The organism is Streptomyces sp. NPDC030296 (genome assembly GCF_055572815.1).
The window spans coordinates 605813-627361 of sequence record NZ_JBVICQ010000001.1 but is presented as its reverse complement, the minus strand read 5'-3'; the positions used below and the strand labels follow the sequence as shown (position 1 = coordinate 627361).

At 73.1% G+C, this 21549-nt stretch carries 15 protein-coding genes; 8 read left to right on the top strand and 7 right to left on the bottom strand.

Features of this window, described 5'->3' with window-relative positions:
- Positions 1-362: 362 nt before the first annotated feature.
- The 7 genes from ACZ4Z3_RS02615 to ACZ4Z3_RS02585 all read right to left on the bottom strand — a co-directional run bounded on the left by ACZ4Z3_RS02615 (position 363) and on the right by ACZ4Z3_RS02585 (position 10668).
- Entirely contained in the window at positions 363-458 is a 96-nt protein-coding gene (locus tag ACZ4Z3_RS02615) for a class III lanthipeptide (protein WP_206187772.1), read from the bottom strand.
- Between the two features lie 69 nt (positions 459-527).
- On the bottom strand, positions 528-3116 hold the full coding sequence (gene lanKC, locus ACZ4Z3_RS02610; protein ID WP_468499310.1) for a class III lanthionine synthetase LanKC: 2589 nt from the start codon (positions 3114-3116) through the stop codon (positions 528-530).
- 136 nt (positions 3117-3252) lie between these two features.
- Positions 3253-3990 (bottom strand): flavoprotein, encoded by a 738-nt coding sequence (locus ACZ4Z3_RS02605; RefSeq protein ID WP_468499309.1) that lies wholly within the window; start codon positions 3988-3990, stop codon positions 3253-3255.
- Positions 3991-4016: 26 nt separating this feature from the next.
- Positions 4017-4610, bottom strand: coding sequence for a MaoC family dehydratase (locus tag ACZ4Z3_RS02600; RefSeq protein ID WP_468499308.1), 594 nt, complete (start codon positions 4608-4610; stop codon positions 4017-4019).
- The gene (gene fabI / locus ACZ4Z3_RS02595; RefSeq protein ID WP_055542406.1) at positions 4594-5358 is read right to left on the bottom strand and encodes an enoyl-ACP reductase FabI; all 765 of its coding nucleotides are present in this window, start codon (positions 5356-5358) and stop codon (positions 4594-4596) included. The genes ACZ4Z3_RS02600 and fabI overlap by 17 nt, the downstream gene beginning before the upstream one ends.
- Positions 5359-5363: 5 nt before the next feature.
- Positions 5364-9998, bottom strand: a complete 4635-nt coding sequence (locus ACZ4Z3_RS02590) for a type I polyketide synthase (protein WP_468499307.1) — start codon at positions 9996-9998, stop codon at positions 5364-5366.
- A gap of 1 nt (position 9999) precedes the next feature.
- A complete protein-coding gene (locus tag ACZ4Z3_RS02585) occupies positions 10000-10668 on the bottom strand; it encodes a GNAT family N-acetyltransferase (RefSeq protein WP_468499306.1) in 669 nt (222 codons plus the stop codon).
- A gap of 579 nt (positions 10669-11247) precedes the next feature.
- Between ACZ4Z3_RS02585 and ACZ4Z3_RS02580 the strand changes: the two genes are divergently transcribed.
- The 8 genes from ACZ4Z3_RS02580 to ACZ4Z3_RS02545 all read left to right on the top strand — a co-directional run bounded on the left by ACZ4Z3_RS02580 (position 11248) and on the right by ACZ4Z3_RS02545 (position 21484).
- On the top strand, positions 11248-12780 hold the full coding sequence (locus ACZ4Z3_RS02580) for a class I adenylate-forming enzyme family protein (protein ID WP_468499305.1): 1533 nt from the start codon (positions 11248-11250) through the stop codon (positions 12778-12780).
- Entirely contained in the window at positions 12777-14078 is a 1302-nt protein-coding gene (gene fabF / locus ACZ4Z3_RS02575) for a beta-ketoacyl-ACP synthase II (protein ID WP_468499304.1), read from the top strand. Before ACZ4Z3_RS02580 ends, fabF begins: the two co-directional genes overlap by 4 nt.
- A 26-nt stretch (positions 14079-14104) precedes the next feature.
- Positions 14105-15025: a phytanoyl-CoA dioxygenase family protein gene (locus ACZ4Z3_RS02570; RefSeq protein WP_468499303.1), complete on the top strand. Its 921-nt coding sequence runs from the start codon at positions 14105-14107 to the stop codon at positions 15023-15025.
- A 155-nt stretch (positions 15026-15180) separates the two neighbouring features.
- Positions 15181-16473 carry an aldehyde dehydrogenase family protein gene (locus ACZ4Z3_RS02565; RefSeq protein ID WP_468499302.1) on the top strand — a complete coding sequence of 431 codons (1293 nt, stop codon included), beginning with the start codon at positions 15181-15183 and terminating at the stop codon, positions 16471-16473.
- Positions 16470-18158 carry a thiamine pyrophosphate-binding protein gene (locus ACZ4Z3_RS02560; RefSeq protein WP_468499301.1) on the top strand — a complete coding sequence of 563 codons (1689 nt, stop codon included), beginning with the start codon at positions 16470-16472 and terminating at the stop codon, positions 18156-18158. The genes ACZ4Z3_RS02565 and ACZ4Z3_RS02560 overlap by 4 nt, the downstream gene beginning before the upstream one ends.
- Before the next feature lie 27 nt (positions 18159-18185).
- Positions 18186-19319 carry a glycoside hydrolase family 5 protein gene (locus ACZ4Z3_RS02555; RefSeq protein WP_468499300.1) on the top strand — a complete coding sequence of 378 codons (1134 nt, stop codon included), beginning with the start codon at positions 18186-18188 and terminating at the stop codon, positions 19317-19319.
- 38 nt (positions 19320-19357) lie between these two features.
- On the top strand, positions 19358-21115 hold the full coding sequence (locus ACZ4Z3_RS02550) for a fatty acyl-AMP ligase (RefSeq protein WP_468499299.1): 1758 nt from the start codon (positions 19358-19360) through the stop codon (positions 21113-21115).
- Between the two features lie 129 nt (positions 21116-21244).
- Positions 21245-21484: a phosphopantetheine-binding protein gene (locus ACZ4Z3_RS02545; RefSeq protein ID WP_468499298.1), complete on the top strand. Its 240-nt coding sequence runs from the start codon at positions 21245-21247 to the stop codon at positions 21482-21484.
- Positions 21485-21549 lie beyond the last annotated feature (65 nt).

The following is a 21549-nucleotide window of genomic DNA, read 5'->3' as shown; positions in this document are numbered from 1 at the left end:
CGGGGCGTGTTTCGCACGTGGCGCCGTCCCCCAATAGAAGAACGCCCCAGGGGATGGGGCGTGGCGTTCCGGGGTACCCCGGGCGTGCAGGGGACTACAGCATCGTGCCGCCGGGGCACATACTGGTGCAGCCGGGGCACATACTGGTGGAGCCGGGTGTGAGGCGATATCGACGCCTCACACCCGGCCCTCCCGTGTCACGGGATTCAGCAGCCGGTGCTGGCCGAGCTGGTCGGGAGCTCCGCCTCGTCACCGGCGGTCTCCAGGCCCTGCAGGTCGAGGATCTGGTCCATGTCGCACCTCCTTTCCATGATCGTGGGGACGGGACGGGGGCCGGACGGACCGTGAAGGTTCGTCTGGTGTCAGCAGTTGGTGCTGGCGGAGCTGGTGGGGAGCTCCGCCTCGTCGCCGGCGGTCTCCAGGCCCTGCAGGTCGAGAATCTGGTCCATGTCACTCATCCTTTCCTGATCGGTTTCTCGGGGTGGTGCACCGGACACCGGGTGGTGTCCGGACCCGCTGATCGGTGATCAGCGGGAGCTTGTGGGGTCCGCCGGTGCCGACGGACGGTCGGTGAAGAAGGGCAGGAAGCGTCCCCGGTCGCCCATCACCGCGGCGGTGGTGAGCAGGACGCCCGCCGTGCCGGTGGCGAGGTCCATGGACAGCTTCAGCAGGAGGTCACCGGGGAAGGCCATGTGCCCCTGGTGGGAGAGCGCGTACCAGCCGAGCCGGTCCAGATGCCGGGCGACCACCGCGTGCCGCGCCAGCTCCGGGTCGCGGCGGCCGGCCCGCTCCAGGGCCGCGACGAGTCCCGAGCGGCCCATGAACAGCTGCGGCATCACCACGAACTCGGGGGTGCAGGCGGTCAGCAGCGCGGGAAGGGCCTCCCGCAGCCGGTCGTCGTCCCGCAGGGTCAGCACCTCGTCCGCCACCAGGGCGATCCCGGCGCTTCCCACGTCCAGGTAGCACAGGGTGCGTACGCCGGCCTCCTCCACCTGGAGCGAGCCGTTCGGCGTGGTCACGCAGCGGTCGAGATCGCGGTGGACGGCGGTCACGGCCAGGTCGAGATGGGCGGGGTCCCCGGACACCTCGTACAGCCGGAGGAAGAACAGGGCCACTCCCGACCAGCCGCGCATCAGCCCCGCCCGGACGGGCGGAGGGTCCTGCGCGGTCGGGTCGCCCGTGACCGGGCGGTTCGTCCGCAGCGCCTCGGCGAGCGTGTCGGCGACGTGGGCGATGTCCTCGTCGAAGTCGACGGTCTGCCAGCGCTCCGCGAGGTGCAGGCGGGTGAGGCCGATGCCGGTCAGTCCGTCGTACAGGCCGATGCCCCGTGCGGTGCGGGCCGCGTCGCGGGTGCGGTCCACGAGGCGGGCGGCCGCCCCGGTGTGGCCGAGGTGGTCCAGCGCGTAGGCCAGGCCGTGCGTCCCGTTGTAGAAGCCCTGGCGGGGGCCCGGCCGGTCGGCGGCCTCGATGAGCCACTCCTGGTGGGCGTCGGGTACGGGGAGCCCGCACACCGACAGGGCCCACAGGACGCCCGCGGCGCCGTTGGCGAACGTGGCGCCCGACGTGACGAACTGCTCGCAGTCGCCGGGGAACAGCCGGCTGGGGTGGGAGAGGTCGGCGCAGGACACGATCGCCGAGGCCATCGAGGCGGCCGCCTCCCGCACCGGGGGGAGCCCGGTCCCCGCCGGTGCCGCCCCCGCCGTGCCGGACGGCAGCAGCATCCGCCGTACCGGGTCCAGCCAGCCCTCGGGCAGGGGGAACCGCTCGGCGATGAAGTCCAGTTGCTCCGCGGTCTTCGCGGGGTCGAGCGCCCGCAGCTTCTCGTAGGGGAGGAACATCGCGGCCTTGAGGGAGGCCAGACAGTAGTGGTCGAGGTCGACGCCCCGCAGGCCGGTCTCGGCGGAGAAACCCATCGTGGCGACGGCCGGCCGGTGGTCGGTGTCGGCGGTGTCGAACGCCGCCTCGTAGTCGATCAGGGCGACCGAGTCGTCCGGGCGGACCAGCACGTTGCCGTAGTGCAGATCGCCGAAGCCCACACCGCGGGCGTGGAAACCGGCCAGGATCCGCTCGATCCGGTCCAGGACACCCAGGATCCGCTCGGTGTACGCCCGGTAGTCCTCGGGGGAGGAGTTCTCCGAGACGATCATCGGGTGGATCCGGGCCATCCACACCCAGAGGTTCGAGGCGTCCACGTGTTCCATGGCCAGGAATTCATGGCCGTCCATCGTGAAGTAGTCGAGGACGCCGGGTGCGCCCTCCGCGCCGGCCAGCCGGTCCAGGGCCCATTTCTCCCTGCGTAATCGGGTCACCGCGTCATGGGACTTCATGTCGAGCCCGGCGTACGGTCGTGCCTCCTTGAGGACGCACACCTTTCCGTCGCTTTTCCGTTCCGCGAGATAGACGCCGCCCGCGTTGGAGAAATGCATGGCGCGCTGAATTCGGTACGGGAATTCCGGGCCGGTGGTGCGCCGGTCCAGGACCTCCTGGACGAAGGGCGGGACCGGAGCCCAGTCGGGCAGGGTGAACACCGGCCGGCGCCGGTCCGGCACCAGGGTGCCGTCGGGCCGCGTCAGGGCGGGCACCACGGCGCCGCCCGGTTCGGTGCAGAACCGTTCGACGAACGCCCCGTACCTCAGGTGGAGCGGGCTGTCCGGCCACTGGAGGTCGCTGAGGACGCGCGGCCCGGTGATCCCGTCGAGCAGCTTCGTCAGGTCCTCCAGGAGGGTGAGGAGCTGCTCGTCGTCGCGGGGGTAGATCGTGATCAGCTTGCCGCTGCCGGAGCGCGGCGCGTACTTCGTGTTGTGCGCGAGGTGGACCTCGCGGGTGCTCAGATGCTTGAACTGCACGTTCTCGCCGACGCAGTGGTCCCAGACGATCTCCAGGGCGCGGTCGGTGTGCTCCGGGCCGGCCGAGACATGGATCTTCCAGCCCTGCTCCGGCAGGTTCCTGACCGGCGGCACGAGGTGGGTCCAGCCGGCCCGCTCGGTGCGGGTCCAGCCGGCCGGGACCGGCCGGGTCGCGACGGTGAACGGGGCGAATCCGCGGTCCCAGTGGTCGGGCGTCTCGAAGAAGAGCGGGTCCGCGTAGCAGTAGATCTGCGGATCTCCGACGGCCATGACTCTTCCGGTCCTTCCGATGGCGTGGGGTGCGGGGAGGGTGGAGCGGGGGGTGGGGCAAAGGGATTACCGAAATGGAATTCCCGGACTTTCTTTATTTCCGTTCCGGGCTTTCCTGGTTATATCTTCGCCTGCTTTATCGGAGGGAGTCAACATCCGATTCAGAGTTTTCTTCGATTTCTTTGGCGATGTTTTTCGGCAGGGCATTGCGCAGCCGCTCCAGCTCGGCGAGGACGTCCGGGAGCGGCGGCGCGGTCCGGCCGTCGCGCCGGCCCGTGGTCATGCTGACGCCGGGCCGTGTCGGGGCCACCGACAGATTGGGGCGCTCCGCGAGCGCCTTGAGATGCCGGACGTAGGCGGGGTTGTCCTCCACCCGTGGCGGCAGGGACGGGGCCAGGACGATCGGCGCGGCGGTGCCGTGCAGCGCCAGCAGGCTCGGGCTGTCTCCCAGGCCGAGCGCCGCACGCGCCATGTAGTGCAGCGAGGCCGGGTAGACGGCCACCGAGTCGGCCCACTCGGCGAGTTCGACGTGCAGGGCCGTGGGGAGCGGGTCGTCGGTCCAGGTGTCGCCGATCGCCTGCCGACCGGTGAGCGCCGACAGCGCCTGGAGCGTCACGAAGCGCTGTGCGCTGCGCGTGGCGACGACCTGCACCGTCGTGTCCGGGTACTTGCTGCGCATCCAGGTCAGCCAGTACGGCAGATGGACGGCGTTGACGGCCCCGGAGGCGATCAACAGGAGTCTGCGGCCGGTGAACGGGGGCGGTGCCGCCTTCGGTGGCGTGGCCGCGGCGGGGGCGGCCGGGGTGTCGGCCGAGGGGTCGGTCGGGGTGTCGGCCGAGGGGGCAGCCGTGGGGGCAGCCGGGGTGTCGCCCATGCGTGAGCTCCTCCTTGCCAGGATCGTCAGGGGGTGAGGGAGTCGGCCGGCGCCGGGTGCCCGGGCGGGTACATCACGCGCGGGACCGGCCCGTCCACGGGCAGGGACGCGTCGGGGCGCATCGTGTAGAGACGGGTGTGGTCGAGCGTGCAGGCCGGCTGCTCGGCGCCCTCGACCATCAGCGACACCGCCAGCACGACCTCCAGATAGCCGCGCGGGCGTACCCGGACACCGCTCACCCGGGCGAGGGCCCGCACCCGCGAACCCACGGGCACCGCGGTGAGGAAACGGACCCGGTCCAGGCGGTAGTTGAGAGCCACGTCGATCCAGCTCGGATCGAAGAGGGTGGACGTGAGGTACGGGATGAGGCCGAGCGTGTAGAAGCCGTGCGCCACGGGCACCCCGTACGGGCCGGACGCGGCCCGCTCGGCGTCCAGATGGATGGCCTGCCAGTCATGGGTGGCGTCGGCGAAACCCCGGACCGCCTCGGGTGTCACCTCGTGCCACGGGCTCGGCCCGAGTTCGCGGCCCACCCTGCGCGTGAACCACTCGGCGATGTCGTCCAGCGTCACGGCCGGCTGCCCGGTCGGCTGCCCGGCCGGCTCAGAAGCCCATGGCATGGACGCCTCCGTCGACATGGACGATCTCCCCCGTGGTGGCGGTGAAGTAGTCGGAGAGCAGGGCCACGCACGCCTTCGCCACCGGCGTCGCGAGGTTCTCGTCCCAGCCCAGGGGGGCCAGGTCGGCCCAGGTGCCGCCGTCCTCGTCCGGCGGGGCGTCGGACACCCCGTTCGCCGCCAGCGTGTTGAGGGGCCCGGCGGCGACCAGGTTCACCCGGACGCCCTGGGGGCCGAGATAGCGGGCGAGATAGCGGGCGGTGGACTCCAGGCCCGCCTTGGCGACGCCCATCCAGTCGTAGTCCGGCCAGGACACGGAGGCGTCGAAGTCGAGGCCGACCACCGCCCCGCCGCCCTTCATCATCGGCAGCACCGCGGCCACCAGCGACTTCAGGGAGTACGCGGAGGTGTGCACGGCGGTCGCGACGTCCTCCCAGGGCGTCTGCATGAACCGTCCGCCGAGCGCGCCCGGCGGGGCGTACGCGATGGAGTGCAGCACCCCGTCGAAGCGGTCGCCGTGCTCGGCGAGCCGGTCCGGCAGTGTCCGCAGCTGCTCCGCGTCCGTCACGTCGAGCTCGACGACGGGCGCCGGTTCGGGCATCCGCTCGACGATCCGCCGCACCAGACGCGGCCGGATGCTGGTGAGCACCACCTCCGCGCCGGCCCGCTGCGCCTCGACGGCCGTGTGGTACGCGATGGACGACTCGGTGATGACCCCGGTGACCAGGATCCGCTTCCCGGCGAGCAGCATCGTCGTCACGCTCCCAGCGACAGGCCGCCGTCGACGGGCAGCACCGCGCCCGTGACGTAGCTCGACCCCTCCGAGGCGAGGAAGCCGACGACCTCGGCGATCTCCTCGGCGGAGCCCTGACGGCCCAGCGGCACCTGGGACTTGATGCCCTCCTTGACCTTCTCGGGCAGCCGCACCGTCATGTCGGTGTCGACCCAGCCCGGGGCCACGGTGTTGACGGTCACCCCGTACGGGCTGAGCTCCAGCGCCAGCGAGCGGGCCAGACCGATCATCCCGGCCTTGGAGGACGCGTAGTTGGCCTGGCCGACGGAGCCCGTGAGGCCGGCGACCGACGACACGAAGACGATGCGGCCCTCGCGTTTGCGCATCATCTCGCGCACCACGGCGCGGGTGACGCGGTAGGCGCCCATCAGGTTGGTGTCCATCACCGCGGCGAAGTCCGGCTCCGACATGACGGCGAAGGCGCGGTCGCGGGTGATGCCGGAGTTGGCGACGAGGACGTCGATGCCGCCCAGGGTCTGCTGGACCTCGTTCACGGCGTGGTGGACGGACTCGGGATCGCGGACGTCGCACTGCACCGCGAAGAGGTCCGAGGGCGGGTCGCTGCGGTAGGTGACGGCGACCTTCATGCCGTCGGCCGCGAGCCGCCTGGCCACGGCCAGGCCGATCCCTCGGTTGCCGCCCGTGACGAGTGCCACTCGGCTCATGCTCCGGTCTCCTTCTGCTCTCTCGCGTGGTCGCGTCCGGTGAGGCGTGCGCCGGGTCACGGGCGCCCCCTCGGTACGTTCCGTTCGGGTCTCGGCCGGTGGTTCCGCCCGCTCGCGCAGGGCTGCCGGGAGGGGTCCCTGCGGCAGGGCGTCCGCCAGGAACGCCGCCAGGGAGGCCACGGTGGGGTGCTCGCGCAGATCGGCGGGCGTCACCTCAAGGCCCAGCAGATCGGACAACCGCCCCAGCACCACCAGACTCATCAACGAGTCCATGCCGGCCGCGAAGAGGCTCTGCCGGGTCCGCACGTCCTCGGGCTCGCACTCCATGACAGCGGCCACCTCGTCCCGCACGAGCACCTCCAGTTGGGCGCGGGTGGGGGGTGCGGGGGCGTCGACGGGGGCGGTGGCACGGGCGACCTCGGCGGGCGGGGGAGCCGCGGCGGCGAGTGGGGAGCCGGTGGGGGCGGCGGGGGCGGTGGGGTGCGGGGTGTCGGCGCGATGGGCCGCGACCGGTCGGCGGCGGCCCCGGCCGGCCAGGGACGGCGCCCTGCCCAGGGTGACCGACGTGGCCTCGTCCTCCTCCCTGCCACCCTCCTCGTCCGCTGCCTGCGGGGCGGGCGCCCTGCGGGCGTCGGCCCTGGCGGCGGTGGGCGGCGTGGCGGCGGTCGGCTGTGCGGTGTCGGCCCCGGCAGCCGTCGGCTGCGTGGCGTCTGCCCCGGCGGCCAGCTGCGTCGCGTCGGTCCCCGAGAGGGTGACGGCCGTCGCCGCGGCGTCCAGCTCCGGCTGCCGTTCCTCCATGGTCTCCGGTCCCGGAACGGTTCCCTCGGGTGTGGCTGTCCCCTCCGGCCCGCCGGTCGGTGCGGCTTCCCCCGTCGGGCCCGCCGCCGCTGCGGTGAGCCAGTGGCTGCGGCGGTGGTCCCAGCTGCGTGGGGGGAGGGGGAGCAGGGTGCCGGTGTGCCAGACGGTGTTCCAGGCGATGGGGTGGCCGTGGCAGTGCAGGGCCGCCGCGGTCAGGGCCAGCGCGTCCAGGGGGTGTTCCTCGCGCCGCAGCGTGGGCCGTACGACCGCCTCGGCGACGTCCAGGGAGCGCAGCGTCGCCCCGATCGGGCCGACGAGCACCGGGTGCGGGCTCACCTCGACGAAGACCTCGTGCCCGTCCCGCGCGGCCAGCCGCACCGCGTCGGAGAGGAGGACCGGCTGCCGCAGGTTGTCCACCCAGTAGCGGGCGTCCATCGGGGTCGCGCGACCGGGGGTGACGGTCGAGTAGAGCGGGACGCGGGGCGTACGGGGGCGGATGTCCGCGAGCTGGGCGGCGAGTTCGTCGAGGATCTCGTCGACCTGCGGCGAGTGGCACGCTACGTCGATGTTGACCGGCAGCGCCTTGACGCCCTCGGCCTGCCAGGCGGCCATGAGTGACTCCACGGCGTCACGGTCGCCGGAGACGACGGTCGCCGACGGGCTCAGCCGGATGGCCACCGTCACCTCGCGGTCGAGTCCGTGCCCGGCGACGAACCCCGCGACCTCCTCGGGGTCGGCGGACACCACCGCCATCGCCCCGCGCCCGGAGAGGCCCTTCATCAGCCGCGAGCGCCGGCAGGTGACCCGTACGCCGTCCTCCAGGGAGAGCGCGCCGGCGACGACGGCGGCCGCGACCTCGCCCATGGAGTGGCCGACGACGGCGGCCGGTTCGACGCCCCGCGCCCGCAGGGACGCGGCCAGCGCCACATGGACGGAGAACAGCACGGGCTGCATCACGTCCGTCGGGTCCAACGCCGTCGCGGCGCCCTCGGCGAGCACCTCACGCACCGAGAACCCGGACTCCTCCCGCACCAGCGGGTCCAGCGCGTCGATCGCCTCGGCGAACGCGGCGTCCTCGGTCAGCAGTTCCCTCGCCATGCCGGGCCATTGCGCGCCCTGCCCGGAGAAGACGAACACGGGCCGCGCGTCGTCCCGCACCCAGCCGGCGACGACCCCGGTGTCCTCCTCGCCCGTGGACAGCAGGAGCAGCCGGTCGAGGAGTTCCCCGGTGTCGCGCGCCACGACGGCGGCGCGGACCGGGCCGTGGGAGCGGCGCACCGTCGTGGTGTGCGCGACACTCGCCGCGGACACCGTGTCGCGGTGCTCGGCCAGCCACGCGTGCAGGGCCGCCGCCTGCTCGCGGCAGGCGTGCGGGGAGCTGCCGTCGACCGTGACGACCACGGGACGTGACGCGGCGGCGTCGTCCGCGGGGGAGGCGTCCCGGCCGCCGTCCGTGCCGGGCGGTGCCTCCTCCAGGACGACATGCGCGTTGCTCCCGCCGAAGCCGAAGGAGCTCACGCCCGCCGTACGGGGTCCGGTGCCCGACGGCCACGGTGTGCGCTCGGCCACCACCCGCACCGGCGCGTCGGCCGGGATCGCGGGGTTCAGGGCCCGGAAGTGCAGCGTGGCCGGGAGCTCGCCGTGCCGCAGGGCCAGCACCGTCTTCAGGAACCCGGCGACACCGGCGGCCGCCTCCAGATGCCCCAGGTTGGTCTTGACCGCGCCGACCAGCAGCGGGCGTTCCGGGTCGCGTCCCTCACCGGTGACCGAGGTGATCGCGCCCATCTCGATCGGGTCGCCGACCGCCGTGCCGGTGCCGTGCGCCTCGACGTAGTCGACGGTGGCCGGGTCGAGGCCCGCGTTCTCGTACGCGGCGGCCAGCAGCTCGGCCTGGGCCTGCCCGTTGGGTGCCATCAGCCCGTTGGAGCGCCCGTTGTGGTTGACGGCGCTGCCCCGGATCACGGCCAGCACCCGGTCCCCGTCGCGTACGGCGTCGGACAGCCGCTTCAGGACGACGACCCCGCATCCCTCGCCGCGCCCGTACCCGTGCGCCCCGGCGTCGAAGGTGTGGCAGCGCCCGTCGGGCGACAGCATGCCCGCCTCCTCGAACGCGACGGAGGCGCCCGGCGACAGCAGCAGGTTCACGCCGCCGGCCAGGGCGAGTTCGGACTCCCCGGCCCGCAGGCTCTGGCAGGCGAGATGGACGGCGACCAGCGAGGCGGAGCAGGCGGTGTCGACGAGCATGCTGGGGCCGCGCAGCCCGAGGCTGTACGACAGCCGGCCCGCGATGACGCCCATGGAGGACCCCGCCGCGCTCCAGCCGCCCATGTCCTCGGGGCTGTCGGGCGCGTAGTCGGCGGTGCTCGCGCCGAGGAAGACGCCGGCCCGGCGGCCCTCCAGGGTGCGCGCGGGGATCCCCGCGTGCTCCAGGGCCTCCTGGGCGACCTCCAGGACGAGCCGCTGCTGCGGGTCGGTCATCGCCGCCTCCTTGGGCGAGATGCCGAAGTAGGCGGCGTCGAACCGGTCGATGTCGTCGAGGAACCCGCCGAGGCCGGCGGCGCCCTCCCGGATGCGGTCGGCGCCCGGCAGCCCGCTCCAACGTCCCGGCGGGGTGCGGTGGATGGCGTCGCCGCCGTCGAGCAGGAACCGCCAGTACTCCTCGGGTCCCCGGATCCCACCGGGCAGCCGGCATCCGGCGCCCACGACCGCGATCGGCTCACGAACGGCCGGGGACGCGACGGGTTCGGACGCGGCGGCCCCCGACGCGGACCGGGTGGCGAACCCGGACGCGGTCCCCACACCCCCGTATCCGGACGCGGCGGCAGACCCGGACGCGGTGGCAGACCCGGACGCGGCGGTGGACTCCGTCGTGGCCGCGGCCGACCCCGGCGGGACCGGCGCTGCGGGTGCCGAGCCGTCCTCGGCCGACAGTTCGGTCACCAGCGCCGCGATCGTCGGGAAGCTGTACGCGATGTCCACCGGCAGGTTCCGGTCGAGGAGTTCGGAGAGTTCCCCGGAGAGGGAGACGAGCTTCATGGAGGACAGTCCGTAGTCCCCGAAGGGCCGGTCGGTCTCCACCGTCTCCCGCGCGATGCCGGCGTTGCGCATCACCCATTCGACGGCCCACGCGCGCAATTCAGACGCTGGTATCGGCGATATCGGCACGGGTCTCACCTCCGTTCGTCCGGGCGGGAAGGATGTCGTTCACCTTGTCGAGGGCCTCCGCGAGCAGGACGCGGGCATCGGCCTTGTCGTCCTTCGGGATCAGGTCGGCGGGACTGGTCCCCAGGCTGCGCAGAAATCCGTAGTACTCGTTCCTGAGCAGGGAACCGACCAGCGCGTCATGGTATTCACCGTCGAGGAAGAAGAAATCCCGCAGGATTCCCTCCACTTTGATGGGGCCCTTGAGGAAGATCTGCACCATCTGTTTGTTGTAGAGGCCGGCCATGAGATGGACCCGGTGGGCGTTGCGCTGGTGGAAGAGATGGTCCAGCAGCAGATGCATGGATTCCATCCCGTAGCCGAGGCCCCACAGTTCGGGTGCGCCGACCACATTGCCGACCTCGAAGTTCCCGGGATAGGTGAGCTGCTGGTAGGTGACCCCGCCCACCGGTTCCCCGGACCGGTCGACCACCATCAGATAGGTGATCCCGTGCCTGGCCACGAGGGCTTCCATCTCATCGGCGGTGGTGAAGGTCTGCCCGCCCGAGGAGTACACGGACGCGACGGAGGACGACCACTGGGCGATGAGCTCGTAGTCCTGCTTGCCGTTGATCGGCCGCAGCGAGACGTACTCTCCTTGCATTTCTCCCACCCTCGTGATGCCGGAGCGGTATGCGGCCCGGGCTGGAACAATGGTCTGCTCGCGATCCCCCGGGGAAGTGCTGAGCGAATCCCGGGAAATCGTCGCCGACGGGCGGGGTCACCGCCCGCCGGCTTGCTTCACCGGACCGCGGGGGACGTCGGATTCCGGTGGCGTGATGCGAACAAAGGTCAACACGCGGCCATTTGAAGCGTCAAGCGGAAAGTGCCGTACCAGGAGCGGGGAACGGCAAGTGCCGTAGTCTCCCCGATCTGCGTGCGGGCAGGCCGCCCTGCCCTTTCGGGCATAGGGCGAGGTGACCCGTGTGCCGCCGGGGGAAAGTGCCGTAGTCGTACGGTATTTGAGAGCCGGACATCGAGAATTGTCCGCCGTATCGGTTAGCGTCTTGGACGTGGCACAGCGGACCGCCCCGACGGCGCGCCGGTGTCCACGTTCCCGCTCCGGAATCCGCGCTCCGTCGCGATCCGTAGAGCCGCCCCCCCCTGGCACGGGGCCCCTGATCACCGAGATCGGAGATGACGTGCTGGCAGCGACGCGCACCACCCCCCGAGGGCGCCTCCCATGACCCTCACGACCTACGAGACCACGGGCCCCGCCGGTACCCTCCTGCGGCCGGGCGCACAGGCACACCGGACGGCCGACGCCCTGCGGGCCCTCGGTGTCCTGCCCCGGCACCGCGTGGCCCTGCACGCGAGCAACTCGCCCGCCTTCGTGGCGGTGCTGCTGGGCCTGATGCACCTGGGCGCCGGTGTCGTCCTCGTGGACCACCTCAGGTCACCGAGGTCGGCCGCGGCGGCCGCCGCGCGGGCCGGTGCCGACCGGCTGATCCACGAGGGGCCGCCCTCGCAGGAGTGGGCCGGCCCGGTCCCGTCTCTGTCCCTCGACGCACCGGCACTGCGAGGAGCCCTTCTCGACGAGGGGGGCCCGGCGGAGTCACCGGCGCCGCCCCTACCGGGAGAGACACCGGGAGAGACGGCACCGCCCCGGACGCCGGGCACACCGGAGCGGTGGACCCCCTCGGCCCCGCTGACCCTGGACGCCTGGGCCCGCCGCGACGACGCCCTGATCGCCTGGTCCTCCGGATCCACCGGCGAACCCAAGGCGATCGTGCGCTCCGGCCGCTCGGTCCTCGCCAACACCCGTCGCACCGTCGAGCGGATGGGGTACCGCGACGACGACGTCCTCGCCCCCCTGCTGCCCTTCAGCCATCAGTACGGCTTCTCCCTCGTGCTGCTCGCGCATCTCAGCGGCTGCCGGCTGCTCGTCACCCCGTACCGGCGGCTGGACCGGGCCCTCGACACCGTCGCCGCCCACCGGGCGACCGTCGTCGACGCCACGCCCTCCGTCCACCGCTCGCTGCTGCGCCTGGCGGAGCTGCGTCCGGAACGGGTGGAGGAGCTGCGCTCCGTACGCCTGTGGTGCACCGGCGGCGGCCCCCTCGACACGGCCCTCGCCCGCGACTTCCGGGCCACCATGGGGCGGCCGCTGCTGGACGGCTACGGCAGCACCGAACTCGGCAACGTGGCCCTCGCCGGCCCCGACGCCCCCGAGGACTGCCTGCCGCTGCCCGGCCTCCAGGTGTCCGTGCGCGACCCGGCGGGCCGCCCGCTGCCGCCCGGCGAACCGGGCGAGGTGTGGGTGCGCACCCCCGACGCGACGGTCGGGCTCCTGGACGCCGACGGCACCACCGTGCGGCCGCCGGGCGACGGCGACTTCCGCACCCATGACCTCGGCGTCCTCGACGCCCGCGGCGGGCTGCGCGTCCTCGGCCGGATGTCCGCCGTCACCCGGCACGGCTACACCCTCTACCCGGCCGCGCTGGCCCGCCGGGCCGAACGCTGCGGCAGACCCGTCCATGTCGCCGCCGTCCGGCACGGCGACCGCGAGACCCGGCTGGTCTTCCTGGTGGAGGACCCCCTACGACGCTCCCCGGCCGCCTGGGCCGGGGACTTCAGGAAGGTGCTGGAGCCCTACGAGCTGCCCAACCTCGTGCTGGTGCTCGACGCCTTCCCCCTCAGCAGCAACGGCAAGACCGTTGTGTCCCGACTCGAGGAACGAGCCCGCAGGGCTCTGGCGAAGGGTGAGCAGACATGAGCGCAGCCGTACCGAGCCCCGGAGTTCCCGACGCGCTGCCCCGGTACGGGCCGGGCCCGCGCCGGGTCGTGATCACCGGCCGGGGAGCCATCACCCCGCTCGGTCTGACCTGGGACGAGACCTGGGAGGCCCTGCTGGACGGCCGCAGCGGCATCGCCCCGTTCACCCAGCTCGACGCCTCCGACCTGCCCGTGCGGTTCGGCGGCGAGGTGAAGAACTTCCGCGCCGAGGACCACCTCGACCACAAGACCGTGCGCCGGCTCGACCGCACCGTGCACCTCGCCCTGGTCGCCGCCGAGGAGGCCGTCCGGGACGCGGGCCTTCAGATCACCCCCGAGACGGCGCCGCGCGCCGCCGTCATCCTCGGCACCGCCAGCGGCCCCGCCCGCAACGCCGTGACCGCCGCGAAGGCGATGGCCGAGCGGGGTCCCCGCGCCGTCAGCCCCTACTTCTTCCCCAGCAGCGGCGTCGACAGCGCCTGCGGCGAGATCTCGCTGCGCTTCGGCCTCCAGGGCTCGTCCACCTCCATGACCACCGCCTGCGCCACCGGCTCCACCTGCCTCGGCGAGGCCATGCGGATGATCCGCCTCGGCATCGCGGACGTGGTGATCGCCGGCGGCGTCGACGACTCCCTGACCCGTGTCGACGTCAACGGCGCGGCCGTCTCCCGGGCGCTGTCCCGCCGCAACGACGAACCCGAGCGGGCCTGCCGCCCCTTCGACACGGCCCGCGACGGCTTCGTGATGAGCGCCGGCGCCGGAGTGGTCGTCCTGGAGAGCGAGGAGCACGCCGTCGCCCGCGGCGCCCGCATCCACGGGGAACTCGCCGGATACGGCGCCACCACCGACGCGTACCACGTCACCGCCCCGCACCCCGACGGGCTGCCCGCCCAGCGGGCCGCGCTGCTGGCCCTCACCGAGGCCGGACTCGACCCCGACGCCGTCGACTACATCAACGCCCACGGCACCAGCACCCCCAAGAACGACACCACCGAGATCAAGGTGATCCGCGGGGTGTTCGGCTCCCACGCCACCCGTGTCCCGATCAGCTCCATCAAGAGCATGACGGGCCACATGCTGGGCGCCTCCGGCGCCGTCGAGGCCATCACCGCGCTGGAGACCCTCACGGCGGGCCGCATCCCGCCCACGATCAACTGCGACGACCCCGAGGACCAGGAGCTCGACTTCGTCCCGCACAAGGCGCGCGAACACGACGTGGAGGTGGCCGTCAGCAACTCGTTCGGCTTCGGCGGCCACAACGCCGCCCTGGTCCTGCGGCGCTGGCGGCCCACCCACTGATCAACGAACGCAGCGAGGAGAACAACGTGAACACCACAGCCACGGGCAAGCGCGGAAACTTCGCCGCCGCGGTCGACGCGGACAGCGGGCCCGACGCGACCGCCTTCGAGGCCCCCTACGACTGGCCAGCCATCGACGAGTGCGTCCGCACCGAAGGGGCCGCCGTGGTCCGCGGACTGGTCGACCGCTCGCTCGTCGACGCCTTCAACCGCGAACTGGACGAGTGGCTGGAGAAGAACCCCCGCACCGTCGGCTCCGACACCGGCTCCGGCATCTACGACCTGTTCCTCGGCCGCAAAACCCTGCGCGTGCACGGCGTCCCCGGCAAGGTCAGGGCCTCCCACGACCTCATCACCCACCCCGAGATCGTCGCCTGCATGCGCCGGCTGCTGGCCCCCTGGTCCAACGAGATCCTGCTCAGCGTCGCCGAACTCATCCAGATCGGGCCCCGCGAGGCCGCCCAGATGATCCACCGCGACACCGGTTCGTGGTGGCCCCACCTGCCGCGCCAGGAGCACCCCTGGAACGCCAGCGCCATGGTGGCGCTCACCCCCTTCACCCCCGAGACCGGCGCCACCCGCGTGGTGCCCGGCAGCTGCCACTGGCCGCTCGACCAGAGCCCGCGCGGCGACCAGATCGGCCGCGCCGTGATGGAACCCGGCGACGCCCTGCTGTTCCGCGGCGACGTCCTGCACGGCGGCGGCGCCAACCGCACCACCGACCGCTCCCGCCGCGGCATCGCCCTCAGCTACTGCGCCGGCTGGCTGCGCCCGGTCGACAACAACATGCTCGCCGTACCGCCGTCGATGGCCGCCGAATGCTCCGACGAACTCCTCGGCCTGCTCGGCTACGTCGCCCACGACGCCACCCGGCAGGGCGGCGGACTGGTCGGCATGTACGACAACGGGGACCCGCTGAAGGCCCTGCGCGGCGGCCTGCTCGGCTGACCGGCGGCCGCACCGGCCGGCGGGGCGCTTCGCCGGGCGGCCCCCGCCCGGCCCCCCACCACACCCCTGGGGGGACAACACCCCCTAGCCCCGGGCCACCCACCCCTTGCGAACGCCCCGCGCGGCCCCGGCCGAACCGATGTCAGGAGGAAAACGTGTCCGTACCACCGGCGAACACTCCCCGGCCGCACGGGTCCGGGACCGCGGTCATGGGCCCCGCGCCCGGCGACGGAGGAGCCCCCGCCCGGCAACCGGGCGACGACGGCTTCGCGGCGGACGCCGCCGAGGCGGTGTGGCGCAACCGGGAGGAACTGGTCGCCGTCCTGGAGACCATCGCCACCCGCAGGGCCGCCGAGGACGAGATCGGCTTCGCGCTGGCCGCGCTCCGCGGCGCCGACGGCGAACTCGCCGCCCACCGGCCGCGCCACATCGGCGAACTCGGCGTCTTCCTGCCCTCCAACAACCTGCTCTACTCGTACGTCCTGTTCGGGCTGATCCCCGCCCTCTACACCCGGCACATCGTGATGCGCCCCTCCCAGCGGGCCCTGACCCAGACCCGGGAGATCCACCGGATCATGTCCGCCGACCCGATGTTACGCGGGCGCCACCCCGTCGAACTCGTCTCCATGACGCAGCGCGAGTTCCTCGCGCGCTGCGCCGACGCCGAGGCCGTCGTGTTCAACGGGCGGCCCGAGAACGCGATCGGCGTGGGGGAGCGGATGGGCGAGAACACCCTGTTCCTCGCGTTCGGCTCCGGGCCCAACCCGCTGGTCGTGGGCGCCGACGGCGACGTCAAGCAGGCCGCAGCCGACATCCTCGGCACCCGGATGTTCAACTCCGGCCAGGACTGCCTCTGCCCGGACGTCGTGTTCGCCCACGACGACATCGCGGACGACCTGCTCACCGCGCTCCGCGAGGGCGCCGCCGAGGTCCCCGTCGGCCCGCTGAGCGACCCGCGCACGGTGGTGGCGCCGCTCAGCTACCCGGACGCCGTGGAACAGGCGGCGGAGTTCCTCGGCGCGCACCGCGGCCGGGTGACCTTCGGCGGCCGGGCCGACCCGCGCACCGGCCTCGTCGAACCGACCGTGCTCGACCTGCCCTGGGACCCGTCCTTCGCGCCGCCGGAGTTCTTCGCCCCCGTCGTCTGCGTGATGCGCTACTCCACCGGCGCCGACCTCCAGCGCTGGCTCGACAGCCCCGCCGAACTGCTGCGCGGCATGTACGTGTCCGTGTACGGCGAGCACGCCCTGCGCGGCGACCGGGCCGGCACCGGCGTCGTCCTGCGCGAACGCACCGCCCTCGACGCCGAGGACGGCAACCAGCCGCTGGGCGGCTACGGCTGGCAGGCCGGCCACGTCCGCTCCGGCGGACACGTCACGGCACGGCCCCTGCTGCTCTCCGCCGAACTCGGCCGGGGCGCCACCGACCCCGAGGGGCCCCGCGCATGACCGCCGTGACCCCCGCGCCGGACGCCGCCCCCGCCCTCCGGGGCTGCTGGGACACCGTCGCCCGTACGCTCGCCGACGCCGGCGTCCGCATGGTCCTCGGACTGCCCTCCGACGACCCCGGCCTCCTCGACGCCGCCACCGCCGTACCCGAACTCCGCGTCGGCGTCATCGGCGACCAGCGGATCGCCGCGTGCGCCGCCGCCGGGTACGCGACGGCCGCACGGCAACCCGTCGTGCTCGCCCTCAACTCCGGCCCCTCCTTCGCCAACGCGATGGCCGGCCTGCTCGAAGCGTCCTCCCTGTCGCTGCCCGTCGTCGTGATCACCACCCGGGTGCCGGCCGAGGACATCGGCCGGGGTGCCTTCCAGTACCTGGACCAGCGGCGCATGGTGGAGTCCCTCGCGGGCTGGACCCACCTCGTGGACACCCCCGAACAGCTCGTCTGGGCGGTCCGCCGGGCCGTGGAACTCGCCGTGTCGGATGGCCCCTGCCTCACGGTCCTGGAGATCGCCGACGACGTGACCGCGCGGGACGTCGAACAGGCCCCCGCCGCCGGGCCCGTCCGCCGCCCGCGCTCCGTCCCCCCGTCCGCCGAACTGGACGCGGCCGCCGCCGCGTTGCGGGCCGCCCGCCGCCCCGTCGTCATCGCGGGCGGCGGCACCCGCTGGACCGACGCCGGCCGCCTCGGCACCCTCGCCGACCTGCTGGGCAGCCCCGTGTTCACCACGGCCTCCGGCCGCGGCGCCCTCGACGAACACCACCGCAGGGCGCACGGCCTCGTCGGCCTCTACACCACACCGCCCGCCCACGACCTCCTCGACGACGCCGACACCCTGCTCGTCCTCGGCAGCCGTATGGAGGAGACCGCCCGCATGGGGTGGCGGTCCTGGCGCGACGCCCAGGTCATCCGGGCGGACGCCCGCCCGTCGGCCTTCTCCGAGGCCGGGCCGGTGGCCCAGCCCCTCCTCGGCGACGTCGGCCTGACGATCGACGCCCTCACCGACCGCCTCGCCGCCGCCCCGCCCCGCCCCGACCCCGACTGGACGGCGCGTCAGGAGGAAGTCCGCGCAGCGCAGTTGGAACACACCACCGCCGACTTCGCCGACTCCCCGGTCCGCGCCGTGCTGCGCGCCGCCCAGCGGGAACTCGGCACCCGGATCACCCTGGTCCAGGAGAACGGACTGCACGACATCTGGACCTACCACTTCCCGCTGCTCCGGCTCGGCCCCGACACCACCGTCGTCTGCCCCGGCGAGCAGACGATGATGGGCTTCGGCCTCGGTGCCGCCGTCGGCGCCGCACTGGCCCGCCCCGACCGGCCCACCCTGCTCGTCACCGGCGACAGCGCCTTCCGGATGAGCGTCGGCGCCCTGGACGTCCTGCGCCGCCTCGACCTCGGTGTGATCACCGTGGTCCTCGACAACCAGGGCTTCGGCTGGCCACGACGGCTGCGGGCCGCCGACCCCACCGGCCCGCACGTCTCCACCACCTGGGAGGCCGCCGCCCCCGCCGAGCACACCGCCGAGGTCTTCGGCGGCTGGGGCGCCGCGGTCCACGACGCGGCCGCGCTGGACGAGGCCATGGGCCGGGCCGCGGAGCACGCCCTCAAGGGGCGGTTCTCCGTCCTCCGGGTGCCCGTACCCGACACCGACGTGCCCCTGGGAATCCGGGCCGCCGGCTACTGAGCACGCAACGACACGAGGAGTAACGCCATGCCCACGAGCCGGGTGCCGCTGCCCCGCTGGCGCGGGTTCAACCTGCACCAGATGTTCTCCACCAGTTCCCGCTGGGGCGAGATGATGCCCATGGACGACCACCGGATCAGCGAGGACGACTTCCGCTGGATCCGCGACTGGGGCTTCGACTACGTCCGGGTACCGTTCTCGTACCTGTTCCTCATCGGCGACGCCGAACGCCGTACCTACCCCGAGGAACGCCTCGCCGTCCTCGACCGGGTCGTGGAACTCGGTCGGACCTACGACGTCCACGTCCAGCTGAACCTGTGGCGGGCCCCCGGCCACACCAACTTCGGCTACCCCTACAACGAACCCGAGCCCGGCTCGCTGTGGGTCGACGACCCCTTCGGCTCCCGTGACCTGTTCGTCCACCTGTGGGAGATCCTCGCCGAACGCTACCGGGGCATCCCCTCCACACGGCTCAGCTTCGACCTGGTCAACGAGCCGCCCGCGGCCTCCCTCGTCCCCGGCCTCACCGACGACCACATCCTCGCCGTGTACGCCGCGGCGATCGACGCGATCCGCGCCAAGGACCCCGAGCGGCTGCTCCTCGTCGAGGGCCTCGACTGGGCGTACACCCCGGTCTCCGCCGACTGGTGCGCGACCCGCGGCGTCGCCCAGAGCCTGCACTCCTTCGCCCCGCTCGCCCTGTCCCACTACCGCTGCGAGCACGCCCCCGAACAGCTGCGGGCCATGGACCCGGTGCCGACCTGGCCGATGGACCTGCCGCCCGTGCCCGCCGAACTCCCCGTGCCCCCGGAGGCGCAGGAGAGCGCCGCGCGCATGATGCGGGACCGCGGCATCAAGGGCGGCCCCTACGGCCGCGACGAGCTGGCGGCGTCCCTGAAGCCGTGGTTCGACGTCGCCGACGCCGGGATCGGGGTGCACGCCGGGGAGACCGGCGCCCACAACACGGTGCCGCACCAGGTGGTGCTGCCCTGGCTCGACGACATGCTCGGGCTGCTCACCGACCACGGCGTCGGCTGGGCCCTGTGGAATCTGCGCGGCCCGTTCGGCGTGCTCGACTCCGGCCGCGGCGACGTCGCCTACGACGACTGGCACGGCCACCTCCTGGACCGGGAGATGCTCCGCGTCCTCCAGAAGCACTGACCCGAGCACCCGTACGGGAACCGAGAGGAGCCCATCCCGTGCCGACCGACACCCACCCGGCCGCCCCGGACCTGCGGACCGGCGGGCTGGTCACCGCCGTCCGGGCGCACGCCCACGCCGCCGGGGACGACCCCGCCGTCTCGTTCGCCGACTACACGGAGGACTACGCCGGCGTCATCCGGACCGTGACCTACGAGGAACTGGACCGCAAGGCCCGCGCCGTGGCCGCCGCCCTCCAGAAGACCGCCCCGCCCGGCGCACGCGTCGCCCTGGTGTGCCCCCACGAGATCAGCTACATCCTCGGCTTCCTCGGCTGCCTGTACGCCGGGCTCGTCGCGGTGCCGCTGCCCGCCCCCGACGTACGCCGCTCCCGCAGCCGTATCGACGCCGTCCTGCTGGACTCCGACCCGGCGCTGGTGCTGACCACGGCGGGCGCCGCCGACCGGGTCACCGCCGCGCTCGGGCCGGACGGCGGCGACCGCCGGGTGCTCATCATCGACGAACTCGCCGAGGAGGACGCCGCCGACTGGCGGGAGCCCGTGCTCACCGCCGACACCCTGGCGTACCTCCAGTACACCTCCGGCTCCACCGGCACCCCCAGCGGGGTGCGCGTCACCCACGGCAACCTCATCGCCAACTGCCGGCAGATCGCGCGGGCCTCCACCTATCTCGCACCCGGTCGCGTCGTCGCCAGCTGGGTGCCGTTCTTCCACGACATGGGGCTCGTCATGGGCCTGGCCCTGCCGCTGGTCCAGGGCGTGCACTCGGTACACCTGAGCCCCTCGGACTTCATCCAGTCGCCGTACCGCTGGCTCAAGCTGATCAGCGACTTCCGCGCGGTGTGGACCGGAGGCCCCAACTTCGCCTACGACCTGTGCGTCGACCGGATCACCGACGCCCAGAAGAAGCACCTCGACCTCAGCTGCCTCGAAGGGCTCGTCAACGGGAGCGAGGTCGTCCGCCCGCACAGCATGGACCGCTTCAACCGGGCCTTCGCCGAGTGCGGCCTGCCGCCCCAGCTGGACAGCCCCGCCTACGGGCTGGCCGAGGCCACCCTCGCCGTCACCGCCCCGCCGCCCACCATGCAGCCCGACCTCGTGTACTCCTTCCACCGGGAGGCCCTCGCCGACGGCAAGGTCGAGACCTGCGCCGACGACGACCCCTCGGCCCGGCAGATGGTGGCCTGCGGGGTCCCCCTCACCGGCATCCACATCCGGATCGTCGACCCGGAGACCTGGCAGGAGACGGAACCGGACCGCGTCGGCGAGATCTGGGTCCAGGGACCCAACGTGGCCGACGGCTACTGGCGCCGGCCCCAGCGCACCGAGGAGGTCTTCAACGCCCGCTGTGCCGGACGCGACGGCCGGCCCGTGATGGGGGAGTGGCTGCGCACCGGCGACATGGGGTTCTTCCACCGGGAGCGGCTGTTCATCGCCGGCCGGCTGAAGGACCTGATCATCATCGACGGCCGCAACCACGACCCGGCCGACCTGGAGACCACCGTCCAGGCCGCCCTCGACGGCCACGACCTGGGCACCGGCGGCGTCGCGGTCTTCGCCGTCGACGGCGAGGACGGCGAACGCGTCGTCGCCGTCGCCGAGATCCGGAGGCGCGTCGGCGACCTCGACGCCGTCGGCGCCGAGGTGCGGCGCGCGGTCGCCGACGGGCACGGCGTCCCGGTCAGCGACGTCGTACTGATCCCCTGGGGCGAGATCCCCCGCACCAGCAGCCGCAAGGTCAAGCGGGGCCTGTGCCGCGACCACTACCTGCGCGGCGAACTGCGCGCGCACGACTGACCCACGAACCCACGGGCTCAGGGACCCACGGCCCACAGACCACAGACCACAGACCCACGATTCCGGCCGGCCGCGCACCGCGGCCGCACACCCACCCCAACCGCACAACCCGACACCGAGGAGACAACCATGACCAACGCCGCCGTCCTTGACGACCTCGCCCTCGTCATAGCGGACCTGTCGCAGATCGACGTGAGCGAGATCGCCCCGGAGAAGAGCTTCCAGGAGGACCTCGACATCGACTCGCTGGAGCTCGTCGAACTCGGGGTGCGGGTGGAGGAGAAGTTCTCCGTGAAGATCCCCGACGACGTCCTCGGCACCCTCAAGACCGTGGGCGCCATGGCGGACTTCGTCGCCGGGCAGCTGTAGCCCTCGTCCGCCCGGGACGAGGCCGTGGCCGGCGGCCGCGGACGGACACGAGCACGGGAGAGACG